The organism is Desulfobacterales bacterium (genome assembly GCA_030066985.1).
Taxonomy (GTDB): domain Bacteria; phylum Desulfobacterota; class Desulfobacteria; order Desulfobacterales; family JAHEIW01; genus JAHEIW01.
In genome coordinates this window covers 101,448-117,735 of sequence record JASJAN010000002.1, presented here as the reverse complement: position 1 = coordinate 117,735, position 16,288 = coordinate 101,448, and the positions used below count along the sequence as shown (strand labels likewise).

13 protein-coding genes are annotated in these 16,288 nt (G+C 51.5%); 5 read left to right on the top strand and 8 right to left on the bottom strand.

What is annotated here, in order from left to right; all coding sequences use genetic code 11:
- Positions 1-459: 459 nt before the first annotated feature.
- From QNJ26_01335 to QNJ26_01305, 7 genes are all read right to left on the bottom strand, one after another.
- Entirely contained in the window at positions 460-1,152 is a 693-nt protein-coding gene (locus tag QNJ26_01335) for an ABC transporter permease (protein ID MDJ0984156.1), read from the bottom strand.
- A 55-nt stretch (positions 1,153-1,207) separates the two neighbouring features.
- Complete coding sequence (locus QNJ26_01330) at positions 1,208-1,894, bottom strand: ABC transporter permease (GenBank protein ID MDJ0984155.1); 687 nt, start codon at positions 1,892-1,894, stop codon at positions 1,208-1,210.
- A 61-nt stretch (positions 1,895-1,955) separates the two neighbouring features.
- Positions 1,956-2,804 (bottom strand): transporter substrate-binding domain-containing protein, encoded by an 849-nt coding sequence (locus tag QNJ26_01325; protein ID MDJ0984154.1) that lies wholly within the window; start codon positions 2,802-2,804, stop codon positions 1,956-1,958.
- Positions 2,805-2,897: 93 nt separating this feature from the next.
- Positions 2,898-3,668 (bottom strand): ATP-binding cassette domain-containing protein, encoded by a 771-nt coding sequence (locus QNJ26_01320; protein MDJ0984153.1) that lies wholly within the window; start codon positions 3,666-3,668, stop codon positions 2,898-2,900.
- A 464-nt stretch (positions 3,669-4,132) separates the two neighbouring features.
- Entirely contained in the window at positions 4,133-4,363 is a 231-nt protein-coding gene (locus QNJ26_01315) for a KH domain-containing protein (protein MDJ0984152.1), read from the bottom strand.
- A gap of 443 nt (positions 4,364-4,806) precedes the next feature.
- Positions 4,807-7,959, bottom strand: coding sequence for an efflux RND transporter permease subunit (locus QNJ26_01310; protein ID MDJ0984151.1), 3,153 nt, complete (start codon positions 7,957-7,959; stop codon positions 4,807-4,809).
- A gap of 84 nt (positions 7,960-8,043) precedes the next feature.
- Entirely contained in the window at positions 8,044-9,258 is a 1,215-nt protein-coding gene (locus QNJ26_01305; protein ID MDJ0984150.1) for an efflux RND transporter periplasmic adaptor subunit, read from the bottom strand.
- A 238-nt stretch (positions 9,259-9,496) separates the two neighbouring features.
- Here QNJ26_01305 and QNJ26_01300 point away from each other — a divergent pair, with 238 nt between their 5' ends.
- Together QNJ26_01300 and QNJ26_01295 are read left to right on the top strand one after the other, a co-directional pair.
- On the top strand, positions 9,497-10,468 hold the full coding sequence (locus QNJ26_01300) for a DUF2860 family protein (GenBank protein MDJ0984149.1): 972 nt from the start codon (positions 9,497-9,499) through the stop codon (positions 10,466-10,468).
- A 108-nt stretch (positions 10,469-10,576) separates the two neighbouring features.
- Positions 10,577-11,005, top strand: coding sequence for a thioesterase family protein (locus QNJ26_01295; protein ID MDJ0984148.1), 429 nt, complete (start codon positions 10,577-10,579; stop codon positions 11,003-11,005).
- Positions 11,006-11,019: 14 nt separating this feature from the next.
- Here the strand turns inward: QNJ26_01295 and QNJ26_01290 are convergent, their stop codons facing one another.
- On the bottom strand, positions 11,020-11,763 hold the full coding sequence (locus QNJ26_01290; GenBank protein ID MDJ0984147.1) for a FadR/GntR family transcriptional regulator: 744 nt from the start codon (positions 11,761-11,763) through the stop codon (positions 11,020-11,022).
- A gap of 339 nt (positions 11,764-12,102) precedes the next feature.
- On the opposite strand from QNJ26_01290, the gene QNJ26_01285 reads away from it, so the two are divergent.
- The 3 genes from QNJ26_01285 to QNJ26_01275 are packed head-to-tail and all read left to right on the top strand — an operon-like array spanning position 12,103 to position 16,213.
- Positions 12,103-14,499: a formate C-acetyltransferase/glycerol dehydratase family glycyl radical enzyme gene (locus QNJ26_01285; GenBank protein ID MDJ0984146.1), complete on the top strand. Its 2,397-nt coding sequence runs from the start codon at positions 12,103-12,105 to the stop codon at positions 14,497-14,499.
- A complete protein-coding gene (locus tag QNJ26_01280) occupies positions 14,499-15,437 on the top strand; it encodes a glycyl-radical enzyme activating protein (protein ID MDJ0984145.1) in 939 nt (312 codons plus the stop codon). The genes QNJ26_01285 and QNJ26_01280 overlap by 1 nt, the downstream gene beginning before the upstream one ends.
- A gap of 35 nt (positions 15,438-15,472) precedes the next feature.
- Positions 15,473-16,213, top strand: coding sequence for a 3-oxoacyl-ACP reductase family protein (locus QNJ26_01275; GenBank protein ID MDJ0984144.1), 741 nt, complete (start codon positions 15,473-15,475; stop codon positions 16,211-16,213).
- Positions 16,214-16,288 lie beyond the last annotated feature (75 nt).

The following is a 16,288-nucleotide window of genomic DNA, read 5'->3' as shown; positions in this document are numbered from 1 at the left end:
TAATAAGAGGATGCTAACTTTACGCCATGATAAAATATATTACAAATCCGGATAAAGGATCGAATCTATTTTATTCTCATTAATTTTCACCCTACGGGCAAGCCGGAGACTTCCATCTGCTGCGTTATTAAGGGCGAGGCATAGTAGACTATAGCCTCGCCCTTAAATGCCTTGCATATGAAAGCCTCCGACTTGTGCAAAATCCACATGTAAATAGCGACACTGTATTTGCATAAGTACGATGCCGCTGTTGATAATTCATTCCGCTCAGCTCTGATACATTTAGTGGGAGCGGCATCTTGCCGCGATAAATGAGCATAACGTTGCGGTCCTGTGGCGAGCTCAGCCGAGCTGGGACAGCTTCAGCCATTGGAGCCTTTTGAGCACCTTAAATAGTTTTTCAAACTAGATGCGAAATTCCGCTCCATTGAGCGGGAAGATGAGGTTTTGAAATCCCTTCTAGCTTTCGCGCGGGCGCAGATAAGCATGCCAGTAATGTTCGGCTTTTTTGAATCCCCAGACGATCATAAACGTGATCGCCAGATAAAAAATCCCGGCGGCGATAAACGATTCAAACGGCACAAAATTGCGGGCGTTGACAACTTTAGCCGCACCGAATAGGTCGACAATGGTGATCAGCCCCGCCAAAGAGCTGCCATGCAGCATGAAGATGACTTCGTTGCCATAGGCGGGCAGGGCCCGTCTGAAAGTGCTGGGCAAGATAATACGGCGATAAATCTGGGCATTGGACATGCCCACCGACTTGGCGGCTTCGATTTCGCCGTAAGGGGTTTGCTCGATGGTGCCCCGCAGGATCTCGCCCGTATAGCCGGCGGTATTCAGCGCAAAGGCCACCAGGGCGCAGGCCCAGGCATGCTGGAAGATGACCCACAAAAAACTTTCGCGCACCGCCTCAAACTGCCCCATGCCGTGGTAAATCATAAACATCTGGACCAGCAGTGGTGTGCCCCGGAAAAAATATATGTAAGCCTTGGGCAGTGCAGCCACCCATTTGCGTTTTGATGTTGCCAGCAGGGCAATGGGTATCGCCAGAACCAATCCCAATATCAACGAGGCAACAACCAAAACAATAGTGGTTTTCAACCCTTGAAGATACAGCGGTAAATTATCTATGATAACCTGAAAATCCATAGAATGTTGATCCGCATTTTTTATTAAAAGAAAAAATATTCATGAAAAATGCAGGTTAAGCTTTGCGCACCCCAACACTGTACTTTTTATCCAGCCATCGCATGCCCACATCGGAAAAGCCCGTGATGACCAGAAACAAAAAAGCCACTACGCAATAAAATGTAAATGGTTTGCGGGTGGAGCCGCCGGCCAGGCCGGCGTTGTAAACCATATCCTGCAAGCCGATCACCGAAACCAGTGCGGTGGTCTTGACCATCACCAGCCAGTTATTGCCGATTCCCGGCAGGGCATGCCGCACCATGGCCGGCAAGGTAATTCGGAAAAAAACCTGCAACGGCGTCATACCAAAGGCGTATCCGGCCTCGATTTCTCCGCGGGCTACGGCCAGTATCCCCCCCCGGAAGGACTCCGCGAAATAGGCACCAAAAATAAAACCGATGGTGAGGACACCGGCGATAAAAGGATCCACATCGATATAATCCCACCCCAGTTTTTCACCGAAATTGTTGACCAGAATCTGGCCACCGAAAAAGATAAGGGTCATCAGGACCAGATCGGGTATGCCCCTGATGATGGTGGTGTAGGTGCCCGCGATCGCTTTGGCAATGCGGGATTTGGAAAGCTTGGCCACCGCACCGATCAATCCCAGCAAAATAGCAATCAACAGGGATAATAAGGCCACTTCGACGGTCAGCAGCATTCCTTTCAGAATCAGCGGAAAATAGGCAACAACCTGAGACATACAGCTTTCCTGTAATTAGGATGAATAAGCGAATTCGGTTAGGGTTCTATCATCAAAACCGCTATTGCGGTGCTGAAGTGTCGAAGGTAAACCACTCGATGGCCAGTTTTTTAACGGTTCCGTCACGCAGCGCTGCGTCAATGGCCTTTGAAAACATATCGGCCAGGTCCTGATTCTTTTTACGGACGGCCACGCCAATGCCACTGCCAAAAGGCCCGCCGGTCATCTGGGGGCCGACGATCGTATACTCCTTGCCCTGATCGGATTTGAGCAGCGGCACCCAGTAGGCCATACCCCCTATCAGCGCGTCCAGGCGACCCTGGTAAAGCTCCAGGTCAACGGTGTGCTGGAAATCATAAATGCGAATTTCAGCATGCTCGCCCAGATACGCATCGGCAAATTTTTGATTGATGGTGGCCACCTGGACCCCGATGATTTTGCCCTTAAATGCATTAATAAGGGCGTCCAGCGCGGACTGCTCTGCGGGGCTGATATCATCCAGCGTCAAATGCTCAAGCTCGGATTGGAAGCTGGCAATGGGGTTGTCTTTGCGCACCACAAAAATATTGGGTGTATCGGCATAGCTGCGCGAGAATGTGACCAATTTTTTACGCGGCTCGGTAATCGACATGGCCGCAATAATGGCGTCATATTTCCCCTTATTCAGCCCCTCGATGATACTGCGCCATTTCTGGGTAACGATTTCACACTCTACATTCATGCGCCCACACAGATCTTTGATCAGCTCGATTTCAAATCCGACCAGTTTGCCGGATTCGTCAAAATAATTCCAGGGGGGATAGGCGCCTTCGGTTGCAATTTTGATTTGCTTCCAATCAGCGACAACAGCCGGGGCCGCCAGTAATATGGAAATCAGCACGGCCATCAACAAAGCGCATAGTTTGCGCATCTGTCTTGGGGTGCTGTCTATTGGGTATGTACGCCTCTGTGCAGGTGCCATTTTTCCAGAGATAAGGTTTTAAGATTTAACAAAAGTACCGGTCTAGTCAAAAGCACCGACTAAAAATTCCCGAAAGCGATCCGACTTGGGATGTTCGAAAACCTGCTTGGGGGGTCCATTTTCCTCGACCAGGCCCGAATCTAAAAAGATGACCCGGCTGGAAACATTACGCGCAAATCCCATTTCATGTGTGACCACCAGCATGGTGCGCCCTTCTTCGGCTAAATCCTGCATCACTTTAAGCACTTCACCCACCAGCTCCGGATCAAGGGCGGAGGTCGGCTCATCAAAGAGCAGCATGTCCGGTTCCATGGCCAGGGCCCGCGCGATGGCCGCGCGCTGCATCTGGCCGCCCGATAGATGGGCAGGGTAATAGTTGCGATGTTCATACAGACCGACACGCTGCAATAGTTTTTCAGCCCTTTCGTTCGCTTCGGCCTTGGAAACTTTGAGCACATTTACCGGGGCTTCCATCACGTTTTGGATAACGGTCATGTGGGCCCACAAATTGAATTGCTGGAAGACCATGGCCAGTTTGGAGCGGATGCGCTCCACCTGTTTGCGGTCCGCCGCCTTACGCTCTCCCGAGCGCAGCTCCTGCATTTTAATGAGCTCGCCTTTGACGTAGACCTTGCCGGATGTGGGGGTTTCCAGCAGATTAATGCAGCGCAGCAGCGTGCTTTTGCCGGAACCGCTGCTGCCCAAAATGGATATGACGTCTTGCTCGTAGGCCTCTATGGATATGCCCCTTAAGACTTTGATGGTGCCGAAGCTTTTATGGATATCTTCGACTTTGAGCGCGGGATTTGCCATTCTATTCATATCCTTTCCGCCGGCAATATCTTGACTCATACAGCCGGCAGGCTTTGTTGCGGATAGTTGTCTCTGAATATAGCATCCGCCTGCTTTTGGCGGGGCACGAAGGGAAATTTAGAGGCAGGTTTTCACAAAGAACGCGCCTCAGAAAATCTTCCCAATACCGAGGTGCAGTTTTCTTTTAAAAATCTTTATAAAATATATAAATTAAATGCAAGTCATATTATGGCTTTTCTTTATAGTATTTTGTTGATTGGCGGCATTCGAAACGACCATTCGCCCGGCAAGACCAGCAGCGATTGTTGTAAGCCCCCAAAAAAAAAGCATTCCACCGTATCCGGATGGAATGCTTCTATCGTTTGGTCCAGCAAAAGTCTTCTTCGACGAATATAAACCGAACTGCCTCACCGTTCAGGGAGCCTGTTATGATCCCTGCAACGGATAAGGTGGGGCAGAGTTAATCACTCCAGAATTTCAAGGATGACGCGTTTTTTAGCCTTGCCCGAAGCGGCGTTTAATACCGTTCGAATCGCCTGGGCGGTTCTGCCATGTTTGCCGATTATCTTGCCCATGTCTTCTTTGGCGACTTTAAGCTCCAATATCAACGCTTGTCCACCTTCTACTTCAGTGACCGTTACCTGTTCCGGGTTGTCAACAAGTGCGCGCGCAATTTCGCTGATCAATTCTTTCATGGCTCCAGGTCCTTTATTAGCGGTTACTTTTTAGCTATCCAGAGCGTTGCTGACGTTTTTTTGGGGTTTTATCGTCCGTTGAAGACAAATCCAGCATACCGGAAGTCAGACTATAAGTCAAAACCCTAATAAAAAAATGAATGATTATTTTTTTTTGAGCGCCGCACATCAATTTGTCATGCTTGCAACGATATGGACTGTGCTTGTTGAGGGTTTAGGGAGTTGAAATTCGAACTTCATGCCGTGTTGAGGTGACAACAGCTATATTTAACAGTCGATTGGGCTGAGTTTCGTCTGAGTTAAATAATCAGAAGGGCGGCTCGTTAGAGTCGCCCGTTAAGGAGGAGAACAGATGAGGTCTGTAGGCTGCAGAAGCGACACCTGTTCCGTATCTAAAATATAAGACCGGCCATCAAGTTGTCAATCATGCGGTTTTGGTTTTCTCAGTGTCGATCGGAAAGCAGCTTCTCCGGCGGCCGGCTTTGGCTTGTTGCGGCAAGATCACGTCTGCCAACAAGAGACCGCAAATCTTCAACAACCCCATAAAAGCAAGGCACTAAAACCAGTGTGATTAGGGTGGCGAAAACAATCCCAAAGCCCAGCGAAATCGCCATGGGGATTAAAAACCGGGCCTGGCGGGATGTTTCAAAAATCATCGGTGTCAGGCCGCCAAAAGTGGTTAACGTGGTGAGCATAATGGGCCGAAAACGTTGGATGGCAGAAGCGTGCACCGCTTCGGGTCCCCGCATGCCGTCTTGCCGGTTGCGGTTGGCATAATTAATGAGCACCAGCGAGTCATTGATCACCACACCGGAAAGGGCCACAACACCAAACATGCTCATGATGCTCAAGCTGTACCCCATGATCAGATGCCCGATCACGGCACCCACAATCCCAAAGGGAATGGACAGCATGATGATAACGGGTTGGATAAAGCTGTTGAAAGGTAACGCCAGCATGGCATAGATGACCACCAGGGCCATCATCAAACCGATCATCAGGCTGCGCATGCTTTCGCGCCGGTCGGCCTGTCGACCCTCAAAGCTGTATGTCAGACCGGAAAATTTATTTTGCAGAGCCGGCAAAGAGTCGGCCTTTAAAGACTGCAGCACCTGATCGGCTTTACTGCGCGGCCTGACATCCGCGGCCACCGTCACCACCCGTCGGCCGTTTCGGCGATCGATGGTGGTATACGCCCGGCCGCGTTTTAATGTTACGGCCTCATTTAAAGGCACCTCGGTGCCGGAAGGCGTTCGCAGGACCATTTGCTCAAGGTTGTATTCTGAGACGCGTTCATTTTTGGGCAGCCGCACCATGACCTTTACTTCATTGCGCCCCCTTTGCTGGCGCAATGCCTCGGCGCCATAAAAGGCGTGGCGAACCTGTCGGGCCACTTCCCGCGAGCGCAGGCCTATACTGCGGCCCTCCGGTTTGATCTGAAAATCGATCTGCTGCTTGCCCGGAGAGAAGCCATCGTCAATGTCGGTGACGCTCGGAAAAAAACCCAGGGCAGCGGCCAGCTCCGCGCTGGCCTTTTCTAAAACATCGATCCGGCGATGACTCAATTCGACGGAAATGGCTGCACCGCGGCCCGGTCCGCCGGCATCGGATTCGAATTTGAGAGATTCCAATCCGGCAAGTCTGCCGACGCGTTCGCGCCACAACTCGGTCAGTCTGGCGGTTGAGATCGGGCGGTCGTCCGGCGGGGTCAGGTAAACGCGCACCGTGGCAAGGTTGCCGTTAATGACCGCAAAAATACCGCGCACCAGCTGATCACCGCCGTTTTCCTGCGCTACCTGCTGGGCAGCTTCTACCAGGATCTGCTTCACGCGTTCGGTTTTCTGCACAGCAGTTCCAAAGGGCACCTTGGCGGTTGCCAGTGAAAAATCAGATTCCACCTTGGGAAACAGCTCAAATCCCATCCGGCCGCTTTTAACAAAAGCGACGGTGATGACCAGCACCGCAACGCCGATGGACAGCGTCAGATAGCGGTTGCGCAGGGCCGTCTCGAGAAACGGCCCGTAGCGCGTGCGAACAAGGCGACTGAAAAATTCGCTAAAGCGCGCTTGTTGTATCATCAGCCAGCCAACAGGCCCGCCCGGATTCGGGCGCCGCCGGTGGCCGATATGCGCCGGCAGGATGAACAGACTTTCGATAAGCGACACGGTAAAAACACTGACGACCACAAAGGGAATATGGATAAAGATTTTGCCCATTATACCGGAGACAAAAAACATGGGTGTAAAGGCGACCATGTTGGTCAGCACGCTGAAGGTAATGGGCATTGCAATTTCTCGGGCGCCGCGCACCGCCGCTTCAAACCAGGCCAACCCGCTCTGGCGATAATGATAGATGATTTCTCCGACCACAATGGCATCATCGACCACAATTCCCAGTGTAACGATAAAGGCAAACATGGAGACGATGTTAATCGACGAGCCTACATGCGGTAAAAATAGAAATGATCCCAGAATTGAAATCGGTATACCAAGACTGACCCAAAAAGCCAGACGGGCTTCTAAAAAAATCGCCAGCAAAATAAATACCAGTCCCAGCCCAAGATAGCCATTGCGCAGCATGAGGTTCATGCGCTGGCGATAAATTTCGGATCGATCGTTGCGGGCCTCCAGTTCCAGGCCGGGAGGTAGAATTTGATCGATGGTTTCCATTTGCCGGCGGACAGCGTCAGAGACTGATATCGGTGTTTGATCGCCGACGCGAAAGGCCTCAATCTTAACTGCCGGTTGTCCGTTATAGGTGGCAAAGTTGTCGGTTTCTTCAAATCCGTCTTTGATGATGGCAATATCTTCCAGCAGCACCTGGGTGCCGTCGTTGGCGGTGATAATCGGAATTTTGCCAAATTCTTGGCCGTAATCCCGCCGTTCTACGACGCGTACCAGAACGTCACCGCTTTCGGCTTTGATGGATCCGGCGGGCAATTCCACCGATGCGCGGCGAATTCTGTTGGCGACCTCTTCCAGGGTCAGGTTATACGACCGCAGGTTTGATTGGGAAATTTCAATGCTGATTTCATATTTGCGTACCCCTTCCATCTCCACCTGGGTAATGTCCGGATCCTGCAAAAGTCGATCGCGGATATCTTCGGCCACCTCGCGCAGAATCCATTCATCTTGATCGCCATAAAGCGCCAGCGACACCACCGGGCGGCGGCGCTCTGCGATAATGACCTGGGCTTCTTCGGCTTCTTCCGGAAACGAGGTGATGCGGTCTACTTCGTTTTTGATGTCCTGCGCCAGTCGCTCAATGTTTTCACCTTCGATAATCTCCACATTGACGGTGCCGATGCCTTCCTGAGCTTTAGCGCTAAACTCCTTAACGCCCTCCAGTCCTTCAACTCTTTCCTCTATCGCCAGAATGATGCCGCGTTCGACCTCCTCCGGACTGGCACCGGGGTAAGCAACGCTTATCCGGACGATATCGAGTTCAAAATCAGGAAAAACTTCTTTTTTGATCTGGAGGGCCCAGAAGAGCCCGCCAACCAAAAAGATGGCCATCAGCAGATTGGCGGCCACAGAATGGCCGGCCATCCAGGCAATGGGGCCGCGATAGATATTTTTTTGTGAATTATCTTTCATTTGTTTCAGTGCCTGAATGTAACTTTTAGGTTAAAGCAAGATCCAGGTTTGTCATTTGTTTGCGGTCTAAGGCGGGTGCGCGGCTTATTGGGCGATCTGTATGGCCATCCCCTCAACCGGAGTGGGCAGCTCTGAAATGATCAGACGGTCACCCGGCTCGAGGCCGTCTTTGAACAAAACCGTTTCGGCATCACGCCACAGAACATCCACTTCACGGATTTTAAGGGTGTTTTCGCTCGAGGCCACCCAGATGCGTGTGTCTTCACGCAGCGCGGCACGCGGAATGCGGTACACATTATCTAGCCGCCGGCCATCAATCTCAAGGCGCACATACTCACCGATTAAAAGCGGCAGCTGTTTTTTTGCCTTCGGGCTAAGGCCTAAAGGGTCTTTGACTTCGATGAGCACCCTTGCCATGCGGCCTTCTTGTTCCAGATCACCCAGCAACTTGATGACTGTGCCTTGATGTTCAAAATCATTGCGGTGAAAAATGCGGACGATGGAGCCGGTTTCGCTGGCTTGGCGTGGAATCATTATCCAGTTGAGACGATCAACCGGGATGGAGGCCTGAACCCAATAAATATCGGTGCCTACCAGCTCGGCAAGCTGTTCCTGGCTGGATACCTGAGATCCGAGATCGACAAATTTATTGCGCACGATAGCATTAAAGGGCGCCTTAATCCGCGTCCTTTCCAGATCGAGTCTGGCCTTTCTCAGATCGGCCTGTTCACCGGCCAGTTTGGCGCGGGCAGCCTCCAATTGCGGCTCTTTGGCCACCAATGCCGGAATTTTAGCATCTTCAGGATTGTTTTTATATAACAGACGCCATTCCTCTATGGCTGCAGCGGCCTCTTCTTCGGCGACTTTTAGCACGCTCTCCGAGTCTTTAACCCGGGCCTGGGCCAGGGTGACCGCCAATTCATAATCAAGCGGATCGATGCGCAACACCTCTGACCCCTTTTCTAAAAAGCCACCGACAGCAAACTGCGGGTGAAGTGCCACGATTTCCCCGGAGACACGCGATTCGAGAACGATCTCTCTGGCCGGCACCACGGTTCCCATTGCCTGAACGGCAACATTGTGAACGCCGGGTGTTATCCGGGCCACTTCAACCAAAGGGGCGATTTTGGCAGGCGGCCGCCGGCGCGCCTTGGGTGCTGTCTTGGTAATATAGGCGGCACCGATGATGCCGGCCACAATCACCGCCAATGACAGCCCAATATTGATGATCAGGCGTCGCCGGCTGCGGGACCGACCGGTTCGGGTCGTCTCCTTCGCTGTTTTGATTTGTTCGTCCATATTTACAATAATTTAAGCCTTAAAGCACAAATGGCAATCTTTTCCGACCGAACCCATTATAAAGATTGATCTGATTGAAGTAAAGTAATTCGTCCAAACGAATTGAAATGTGTGCTCAAATATATTAAAAGCCTGCATACAAGATGCCGTTTACTTTCGGTAAGACGTGGTGCGCATTATGCAAGTTTACAGTCATCTGTCAAAATAAACGCGGTTTTCTGAAATAAAAGGATTGCCCATGCGAAATTTTAAATCCATACCGATGATTTTGTTTGTCCTTCTAGTATCATCGTCGATTGCCTTTGCCGCCGGCCCCGCAGAAAAAGCGGAAGGCTTTAGCGGTCGCATCTCAGCAGGTGCTGGATATATGACCAGCACCGATCAGCTTAAAACAAGTGATGAAAACAACCGTATAGATTCTTTAAGCGGCGATGCCGATTGGTACGATTCATTTCTGCCGCTGGTGTTGTTTAACTTGCAATATACCTTCGCCGAAAGCGGCCGACAGATCTATTTTGGAACCCCGCCGGAACTCAGCGGGCCGCCCGGGCTGTCGCTGGGTTTTGTGCAGCCCTTTTCAGACGGCAGCCGCCTGGACATATCTGTTTTTGCCCGCTTATTTTCAGAAGTCTGGCGGGATCCTTACCTGACAGACGTCAACCGTAAGGAAACCCGCGAGCACAATTACGGCACGCGCGTCGCTTACGAGAAAATTCTGGGCAGCGGCTTTAACCTTTCCTATGCATTTTCCCGGACGGACGTTAATGTCGATGATATCGGGGATCGCTTCAATGATCTGGAGCGCGACGGCTACGCTCACAAAGCTGAAGTTGAATATGACTTCCGCCTGGGGCAAACCATCACGTTGACACCGGGCTTTGAGCTGACTGTCGCTGACATCGACGGCGAGGCCAATGCCTACAACGGTTACCAATTCGGGTTGGGCTTTCGCAAATTTTCAAAAACCTATCAGCTTATGTTAAAAGGTAGTGTTGGCTGGGATGACTACGATGAGCGGCACCCGGTTTTTAGCAAAACCCGCAATGATACCAATTATTCTGTGTTCGGGATGTTCACACGCTCTGATCTGTTCGGGGTCGACGCTCTTTTCGCCACCATAATGGCCGGCTACCGGTACCGGGACTCCAACATCGGCTTTTTGAATGCCCAAACCTTTTTGAGCGGCGCGATGGTTGGAATCGAGTTTTAGGACCATCGGCTCTGATTTCATATTGCTGTCGGTTGCAGTTCCTTTTGAAAACTGATAGTCGAGCTAAAAGATAACCCTCTCACCTTTTACTTCATAGCGGAGTTTATCATGAAAGAGTCTTTGAAGAAGGGTCTGGCGTTCAAATTTCAATTCCTGGTCCCGGAAGACAAAACGGTCCCCTATTTGTATCCCGAAGCCCCGGAATTGCAGCAGATGCCAAAAGTTTTGGCCACCGGTTTCATGGTGGGTCTGTTCGAGTGGGCGTGTATTCAGGCGATTAACCCCCACCTCGACTGGCCCGACGAGCAAACTGTGGGCATCGGGTTAAACCTGAATCACCTGGCGGCCACACCACCGGGTCTGACGGTTACCGTATCGGTAAAGCTGAAGGAAATCGACGGCCGCAGATTGGTCTTTTCGATTGTCGCCGATGACGGCATTGACAAGATTTCCGAAGGAACCCACGAGCGCTTTGTCATCGATGCCGCAAAATTCAATAAAAAGGTTGCCGAAAAAGGCAAAAAGGCGGGCACCTAAAACCCGGCGCATGTCTAGGACAGAGGTTGCGTTCTCTTGTAGGCAATAGGAAACATGCCTTCCTCACTCAATTTTTCTATTTTTTGAATCGAATCTTCCAGGTGCTGAATCATTATGGCCTTGGCCTTGCGGGCATTCTGTTCTTCAATGGCCTGAACCAGTTGCTCGTGTTGCGAGACCACCAGGTCGAACCAGTCGTCTATCGTCATGAAGACAACGTTGCTGAGATTGGTGTTTCTTTCAATCAGCGATGCCAGACCTTCGTTGACACGCTCCATGACTTTGTTATGCGTGGCGGAAATATACAGATTGTGAAGCATGATCTCCCAGTATGAGCGCTCCTCTTTTTTATCCTTTGATTCACTGTTACCGGACTTTAGCTTTTCGATACAGGCTCTCATTTTCATCAAATCTTCATCCGTACGACGGTGGGCAGCCAATTCCGCTGCTGATACGCTCAAAATCCAGCGCATTTCCATAACCTGCGGCAAAAGATCCTCGAGCCAGAAAGGCATAAACTGCATGCTATCGGTGAAATCGCTCAGAAAGGGTGTTAGCACGAATATGCCCTGGCGTTCAACCGATTCAAGAACCCCCCAGGCTTCCAGGGTGATAATGGCTTCACGCAGCAGTGAGCGGCTGACGCCCAACATTTCCGCGAGATCACGCTCGGCCGGTAGCTTGCTGCCTTTGGTGTACATCTTGGTTTTGATGAGCTCTTTCAGTTTGGCGATAACGTCGTCTCTTTTCTTTTTCAACGATTATTCCTCAGCATTTTATTTTTGGTCAACCAGTGGTTTGAAATACCCTCATTAGCGGGCCTAACAAAAGCACCGCATCATTTACAGTTGAGAAACTGGATGATTTGGCCGTTATGATATAAAAGGTCTTTATTTTAATATCTTAATCACATTTTCAATGTCAAGCTGATCAAAATGCTCAAATTTAAGATTGACAAAACAGATGTGATTGAGTAGATTTTTTTGGTAGGACCACCGGTAGACCAGGATGGCTGTTTTTAACCGCCAGAAACGTCATTGCTGTGCATTAGCGGTTGAACCGGCGATCATAATAGACCATCAGGGAGGGTTTAGTATATGTCGGACAAAATAAAAGCAGCCCAGAACAATCCGCAATTGACCAGCGAGCGGGTTGCGCGTTTGCGCGCACGGCTGGTCGAAGTGCGCCCGCAGGTTTTTGCCGAGAGGGCGCTACTGGTGACCGAAGCGTATCAAAATGCCGCAAACGACCCACCGGCAATTTGCCGCGCCAAAGCCCTGGATCGAATCCTGCAAAAAAGCGCCATCAGCATAAAGGCCGATGAATTGATTGTGGGTTGCAAGGTCCCCCTGGCAAAAGGATCTCCAGTTTATCCTGAATTCAACGTCAAATGGCTTGAAGATGAGCTGGACACCCTGGCGGATAGGGAAGAAACATCTTTTGAGATTGATGCTGATACCAAGACGGCTTTAGAACAGCGGGTTATCCCCTATTGGAAAGGGCGGACCGTTTATGACCGCATTTTAGAGCAAGCGCCCGAGAAAGCATTGGCGGCCGGAAAGGAGGGTCTTTTATTTCATTATTACATCGACCGCAGCATCGGCCATATCTCGGTCAATTATGAAAAAGTACTCCAACTGGGGTTTTGCGGAATCAAGGCTGAAATTGCCGCCCAGCAGGCGCAGTTGGCTGAAACCCAGGATGATTTTCCACAAAAAAGCGCCTTTTATGAGACCCTGATAATGGTCGCCGATGCAGCGATCGCTTTTTCGCATCGATATGCAGAGCTGGCTTCCGATCTGGCAGCCGACTGCGAAGATCCGGTTCGCTGCAGGGAGCTGGAGAACATTGCCCTCATATGCCGGCGCGTGCCGGAACACAGAGCTAAAACCTTGCACGAGGCACTGCAGTCATTCTGGTTTGTGCATCTCATCTTGAATCTTGAAAGCAATTCTTACGCTATTTCTCCCGGCCGCTTTTGCCAGTATGTCTACCCGTTTTATCAGGCTGACCTTGAAAGCGGGAAGATCGATGAGGCCGGCGCGCAGGAATTGATCAATTGCCTGTGGATCAAATTTAACGAAATGACGGTGGCCAAAGCCGGTGCTTCGGCTAAAGCCAGCAACACCTATGTTGATTTTCAAAACTTGAATATCGGCGGACTCGGGGCTGATGGCAGTGACGGCACCAATGACATCTCTTATTTTTGTCTTAACGCCCTTGATGCCCTGGCGCTCCCCCAGCCCCAGTTATCATGCCTGGTCAGTTCTAAGACCGATAAGGATTTCCTGATGCGGGCCTGTGAAGTCGTGCGCAACGGGACCGGCATGCCCGCCATGTTCAATGATGATGTCAAAGTCATCAGTTTGTTATCCAGCGGCAAATCACTGATAGATGCCCGCAATGGCGGTGTTAACGGGTGTGTCGAGGTCAATGCCCAGGGCTGTGACAACATGGCCTCCACAGGATATGTGAATCTACCCAAATGCCTCGAGCTGGCGCTTAACGACGGCATCAGCATGACCAGTGGCAAACAGCTGGGACCGCGGGCGGGTAAAATCACCGATTTTAACGCCTTTGAAGATGTATGGCAGGCCTTTGCACAACAGCTTAAAGCGGCCGTGGCCCTGAAGGTCTCCTATGATACGGCTGCTCTGGAAGCCTTTTCCAAACACTGCCCCGTCGTGTTTACATCCCTGGTGATGGATGATTGCATTGAAAAGGGAAAAGATTTTCATCAGGGCGGCGCCCGCTACAATGCGCCCATGATGTGCGGCGTGGGGCTGGGCACCCTGACAGACTCGCTGGCGGCGATCCGGCAATTTTGTTTTTTGACCGGACAATACACTCTTGTGCAGATTCACGCAGCGCTGTTAGACAATTTTTCGTCACAGCCGCTTTTGCAGAAACAGCTGTGGAAAAACGGGCCCAAATTCGGTAACAACGATGAACACGTCGACCGGTTGGCAGTCGATACCGTGAACCTGTTCAGTGACATCCTCGGCGGTCACCTGAACGTCTACGGCGAAGCGTATCGGGCCAACATGATCCCCACGACAACCCACATTCCCATGGGACATTCCACGGCGGCGACTCCCGACGGCCGTTTTTCCGGTGCGCCCCTGTCTGAAGGCGTGTCTCCCGTCCAGGGGCAGGATATGTCCGGGCCCACCGGCATGATTCTATCCTTGGCCAAGGTTGACCATGCCCGCACGGCGGGCACCCTGCTGAACATGAAATTTACACCGCAAATTTTAGCTGGCCGGGAGCAATTGGAGAAATTTTCCGAACTGATACGGACCTATTTTGCCCTCGGCGGCTACCACATGCAGTTCAACGTGGTCTCAAAAGAAACCCTGCTGGCTGCTCAGAAAGATCCCCGCTCGTATCGTTCCCTGATTGTAAGAGTCGCCGGCTACAGTGATTATTTTGTGTCGCTGAGTAAAGATTTGCAGGATGAAATCATCATGCGTACCGCCCACGGGGTCGATTGATGCCGCAAACCGATACAGCCCTGATATTTGATATCAAGCACTATGCCATCCATGACGGACCGGGTATCCGGACCACCGTTTTCATGAAAGGCTGCCCCTTAAGATGCCGCTGGTGTGCCAATCCCGAATCACAGCATGCCCACCCGGAAGTGCTGTACAACTGGGATCACTGCACCCTGTGCCGTGAATGCGAGCAGGCCTGCCCGAATGCAGCCGTTGAATTTGAGTCTGACCGACGCCGGTACCATCCACAGCGCTGCACCGGATGCGGCCTCTGTGCCCGGGTTTGTCTGTCCGATGCGGTCGAGCTGTGCGGTTATACGATTGATGTCAAAACGCTCTGGCAGCAGATCAAAGCGGATCGGGCCTTCTGGGACCGCTCCGGCGGCGGCGTCACCCTCTCCGGCGGTGAACCTCTGCTCCAACGGGAGTTTGCCAGCGTGTTCCTCTCCCATTGCCAGATCCGTCGGGTCCATACGGCAATTGAAACCTGCGGCCATGCGCCTGAAGCGCATTTCGATGCCCTGCTTTCCCATGTGGACCTGGTCATCTTTGATTTTAAAGTGGAAGACACTGCTGCACATAAGCGTTACACGGCCGTATCGAACCATCGAATCAAAAACAATTTATTAAAGCTGTTAAAAAGCAACAAAGATGTTCTGGTGCGCTTGCCGCTGATACCCGGTTACAATGATTCTCCGGGGATGATCAGAAAAACCGGTGAGTTTCTGGCTAAAACCCGCGCAGGGCTCCCGGTTGAAGTTTTGCCCTATCACCGACTGGGAGCAAATAAATATGCGCATCTGGGGCGGCCCTATGCGCTATCGGAAGTTAAAACGCCCGACGACTTTCAACTGAAAGCGGTGGCCGATTCTCTGAGCGGATTTGATCTGGATCTCAAGCTGGTTCACGGCCATCAAACCGAAAATCGGATTTAACACAGCGCCTTAACATTTTCATACCGGGGGTACAAATGGCTTTAAAGGAAAAGACAGCCCTGGTGACCGGTGCCAGGGTCGGTATCGGCAGGGCCATTGCCGTGCATCTGGCCGAGCAGGGGGCCAACATCATCGCCTGCTCACGGACGCTTTCGCCGGCTGACACCGTTATTGCAGAGTGCACCTCCAAAGGGTCAAAGGCCCTGGCGGTAGCAGCCAATGTCGCTGTGCTGCAGGATTGCGCGCAGGTGGTAAAGAAAGGGATCGATCATTTCGGGCGGATTGACATCCTGGTCAATAATGCCGGCATATATCCATCGGCACCCTTGCTGGAAATTGACGAGCAAACCTGGGACCGGGTTTTCGCCGTCAATCTCAAGGGGACTCTGTTTGCCGCCCAGAGCGTCGCCAAATTGGCAATGGTTCCCCAAAAAAGCGGCAGAATTATCAATATCAGCTCCTGCGATGGCCGACGGCCGACAGCCGGAATCGCCCATTATGCTGCATCCAAGGCCGGTGTTATCAGCCTGACCAAATCGTTGGCGCTGGAGCTGGCGCCCCATAACATTACTGCCAATGCGGTGGCGCCGGGCTGGGTGGAAACCGAAGCCATACTGAAGTCCGATCGCTGGAAAACGGCTGTTAAGGAAATTCCGCTGGGCCGGCTTGCCCGACCGGAAGAGATTGCCGGGATCGTCGCCTTTCTGGCAGACGACAGTGCCGGGTATATTACCGGCGCGACGTTTGATATCAACGGCGGCCTCATTATGGATTAGAAAAGCATCAAACCTGTTAGAAGTTATCTCAAAAATAGTAGATCACGCCCAAGGGTCCGCCTCCGGCGGATTAGA

Excerpts from the sequence above, each read along its gene's own strand:
- QNJ26_01335 (MDJ0984156.1), bottom strand. The coding sequence starts at position 1,152 with ATGGATTTTCAGGTTATCATAGATAATTTACCGCTGTATCTTCAAGGG.
- QNJ26_01330 (MDJ0984155.1), bottom strand. The coding sequence starts at position 1,894 with ATGTCTCAGGTTGTTGCCTATTTTCCGCTGATTCTGAAAGGAATGCTG.
- QNJ26_01325 (MDJ0984154.1), bottom strand. The coding sequence starts at position 2,804 with ATGCGCAAACTATGCGCTTTGTTGATGGCCGTGCTGATTTCCATATTA.
- QNJ26_01320 (MDJ0984153.1), bottom strand. The coding sequence starts at position 3,668 with ATGGCAAATCCCGCGCTCAAAGTCGAAGATATCCATAAAAGCTTCGGC.
- QNJ26_01315 (MDJ0984152.1), bottom strand. The coding sequence starts at position 4,363 with ATGAAAGAATTGATCAGCGAAATTGCGCGCGCACTTGTTGACAACCCG.
- QNJ26_01310 (MDJ0984151.1), bottom strand. The coding sequence starts at position 7,959 with ATGAAAGATAATTCACAAAAAAATATCTATCGCGGCCCCATTGCCTGG.
- QNJ26_01305 (MDJ0984150.1), bottom strand. The coding sequence starts at position 9,258 with ATGGACGAACAAATCAAAACAGCGAAGGAGACGACCCGAACCGGTCGG.
- QNJ26_01300 (MDJ0984149.1), top strand. The coding sequence starts at position 9,497 with ATGCGAAATTTTAAATCCATACCGATGATTTTGTTTGTCCTTCTAGTA.
- QNJ26_01295 (MDJ0984148.1), top strand. The coding sequence starts at position 10,577 with ATGAAAGAGTCTTTGAAGAAGGGTCTGGCGTTCAAATTTCAATTCCTG.
- QNJ26_01285 (MDJ0984146.1), top strand. The coding sequence starts at position 12,103 with ATGTCGGACAAAATAAAAGCAGCCCAGAACAATCCGCAATTGACCAGC.
- QNJ26_01280 (MDJ0984145.1), top strand. The coding sequence starts at position 14,499 with ATGCCGCAAACCGATACAGCCCTGATATTTGATATCAAGCACTATGCC.
- QNJ26_01275 (MDJ0984144.1), top strand. The coding sequence starts at position 15,473 with ATGGCTTTAAAGGAAAAGACAGCCCTGGTGACCGGTGCCAGGGTCGGT.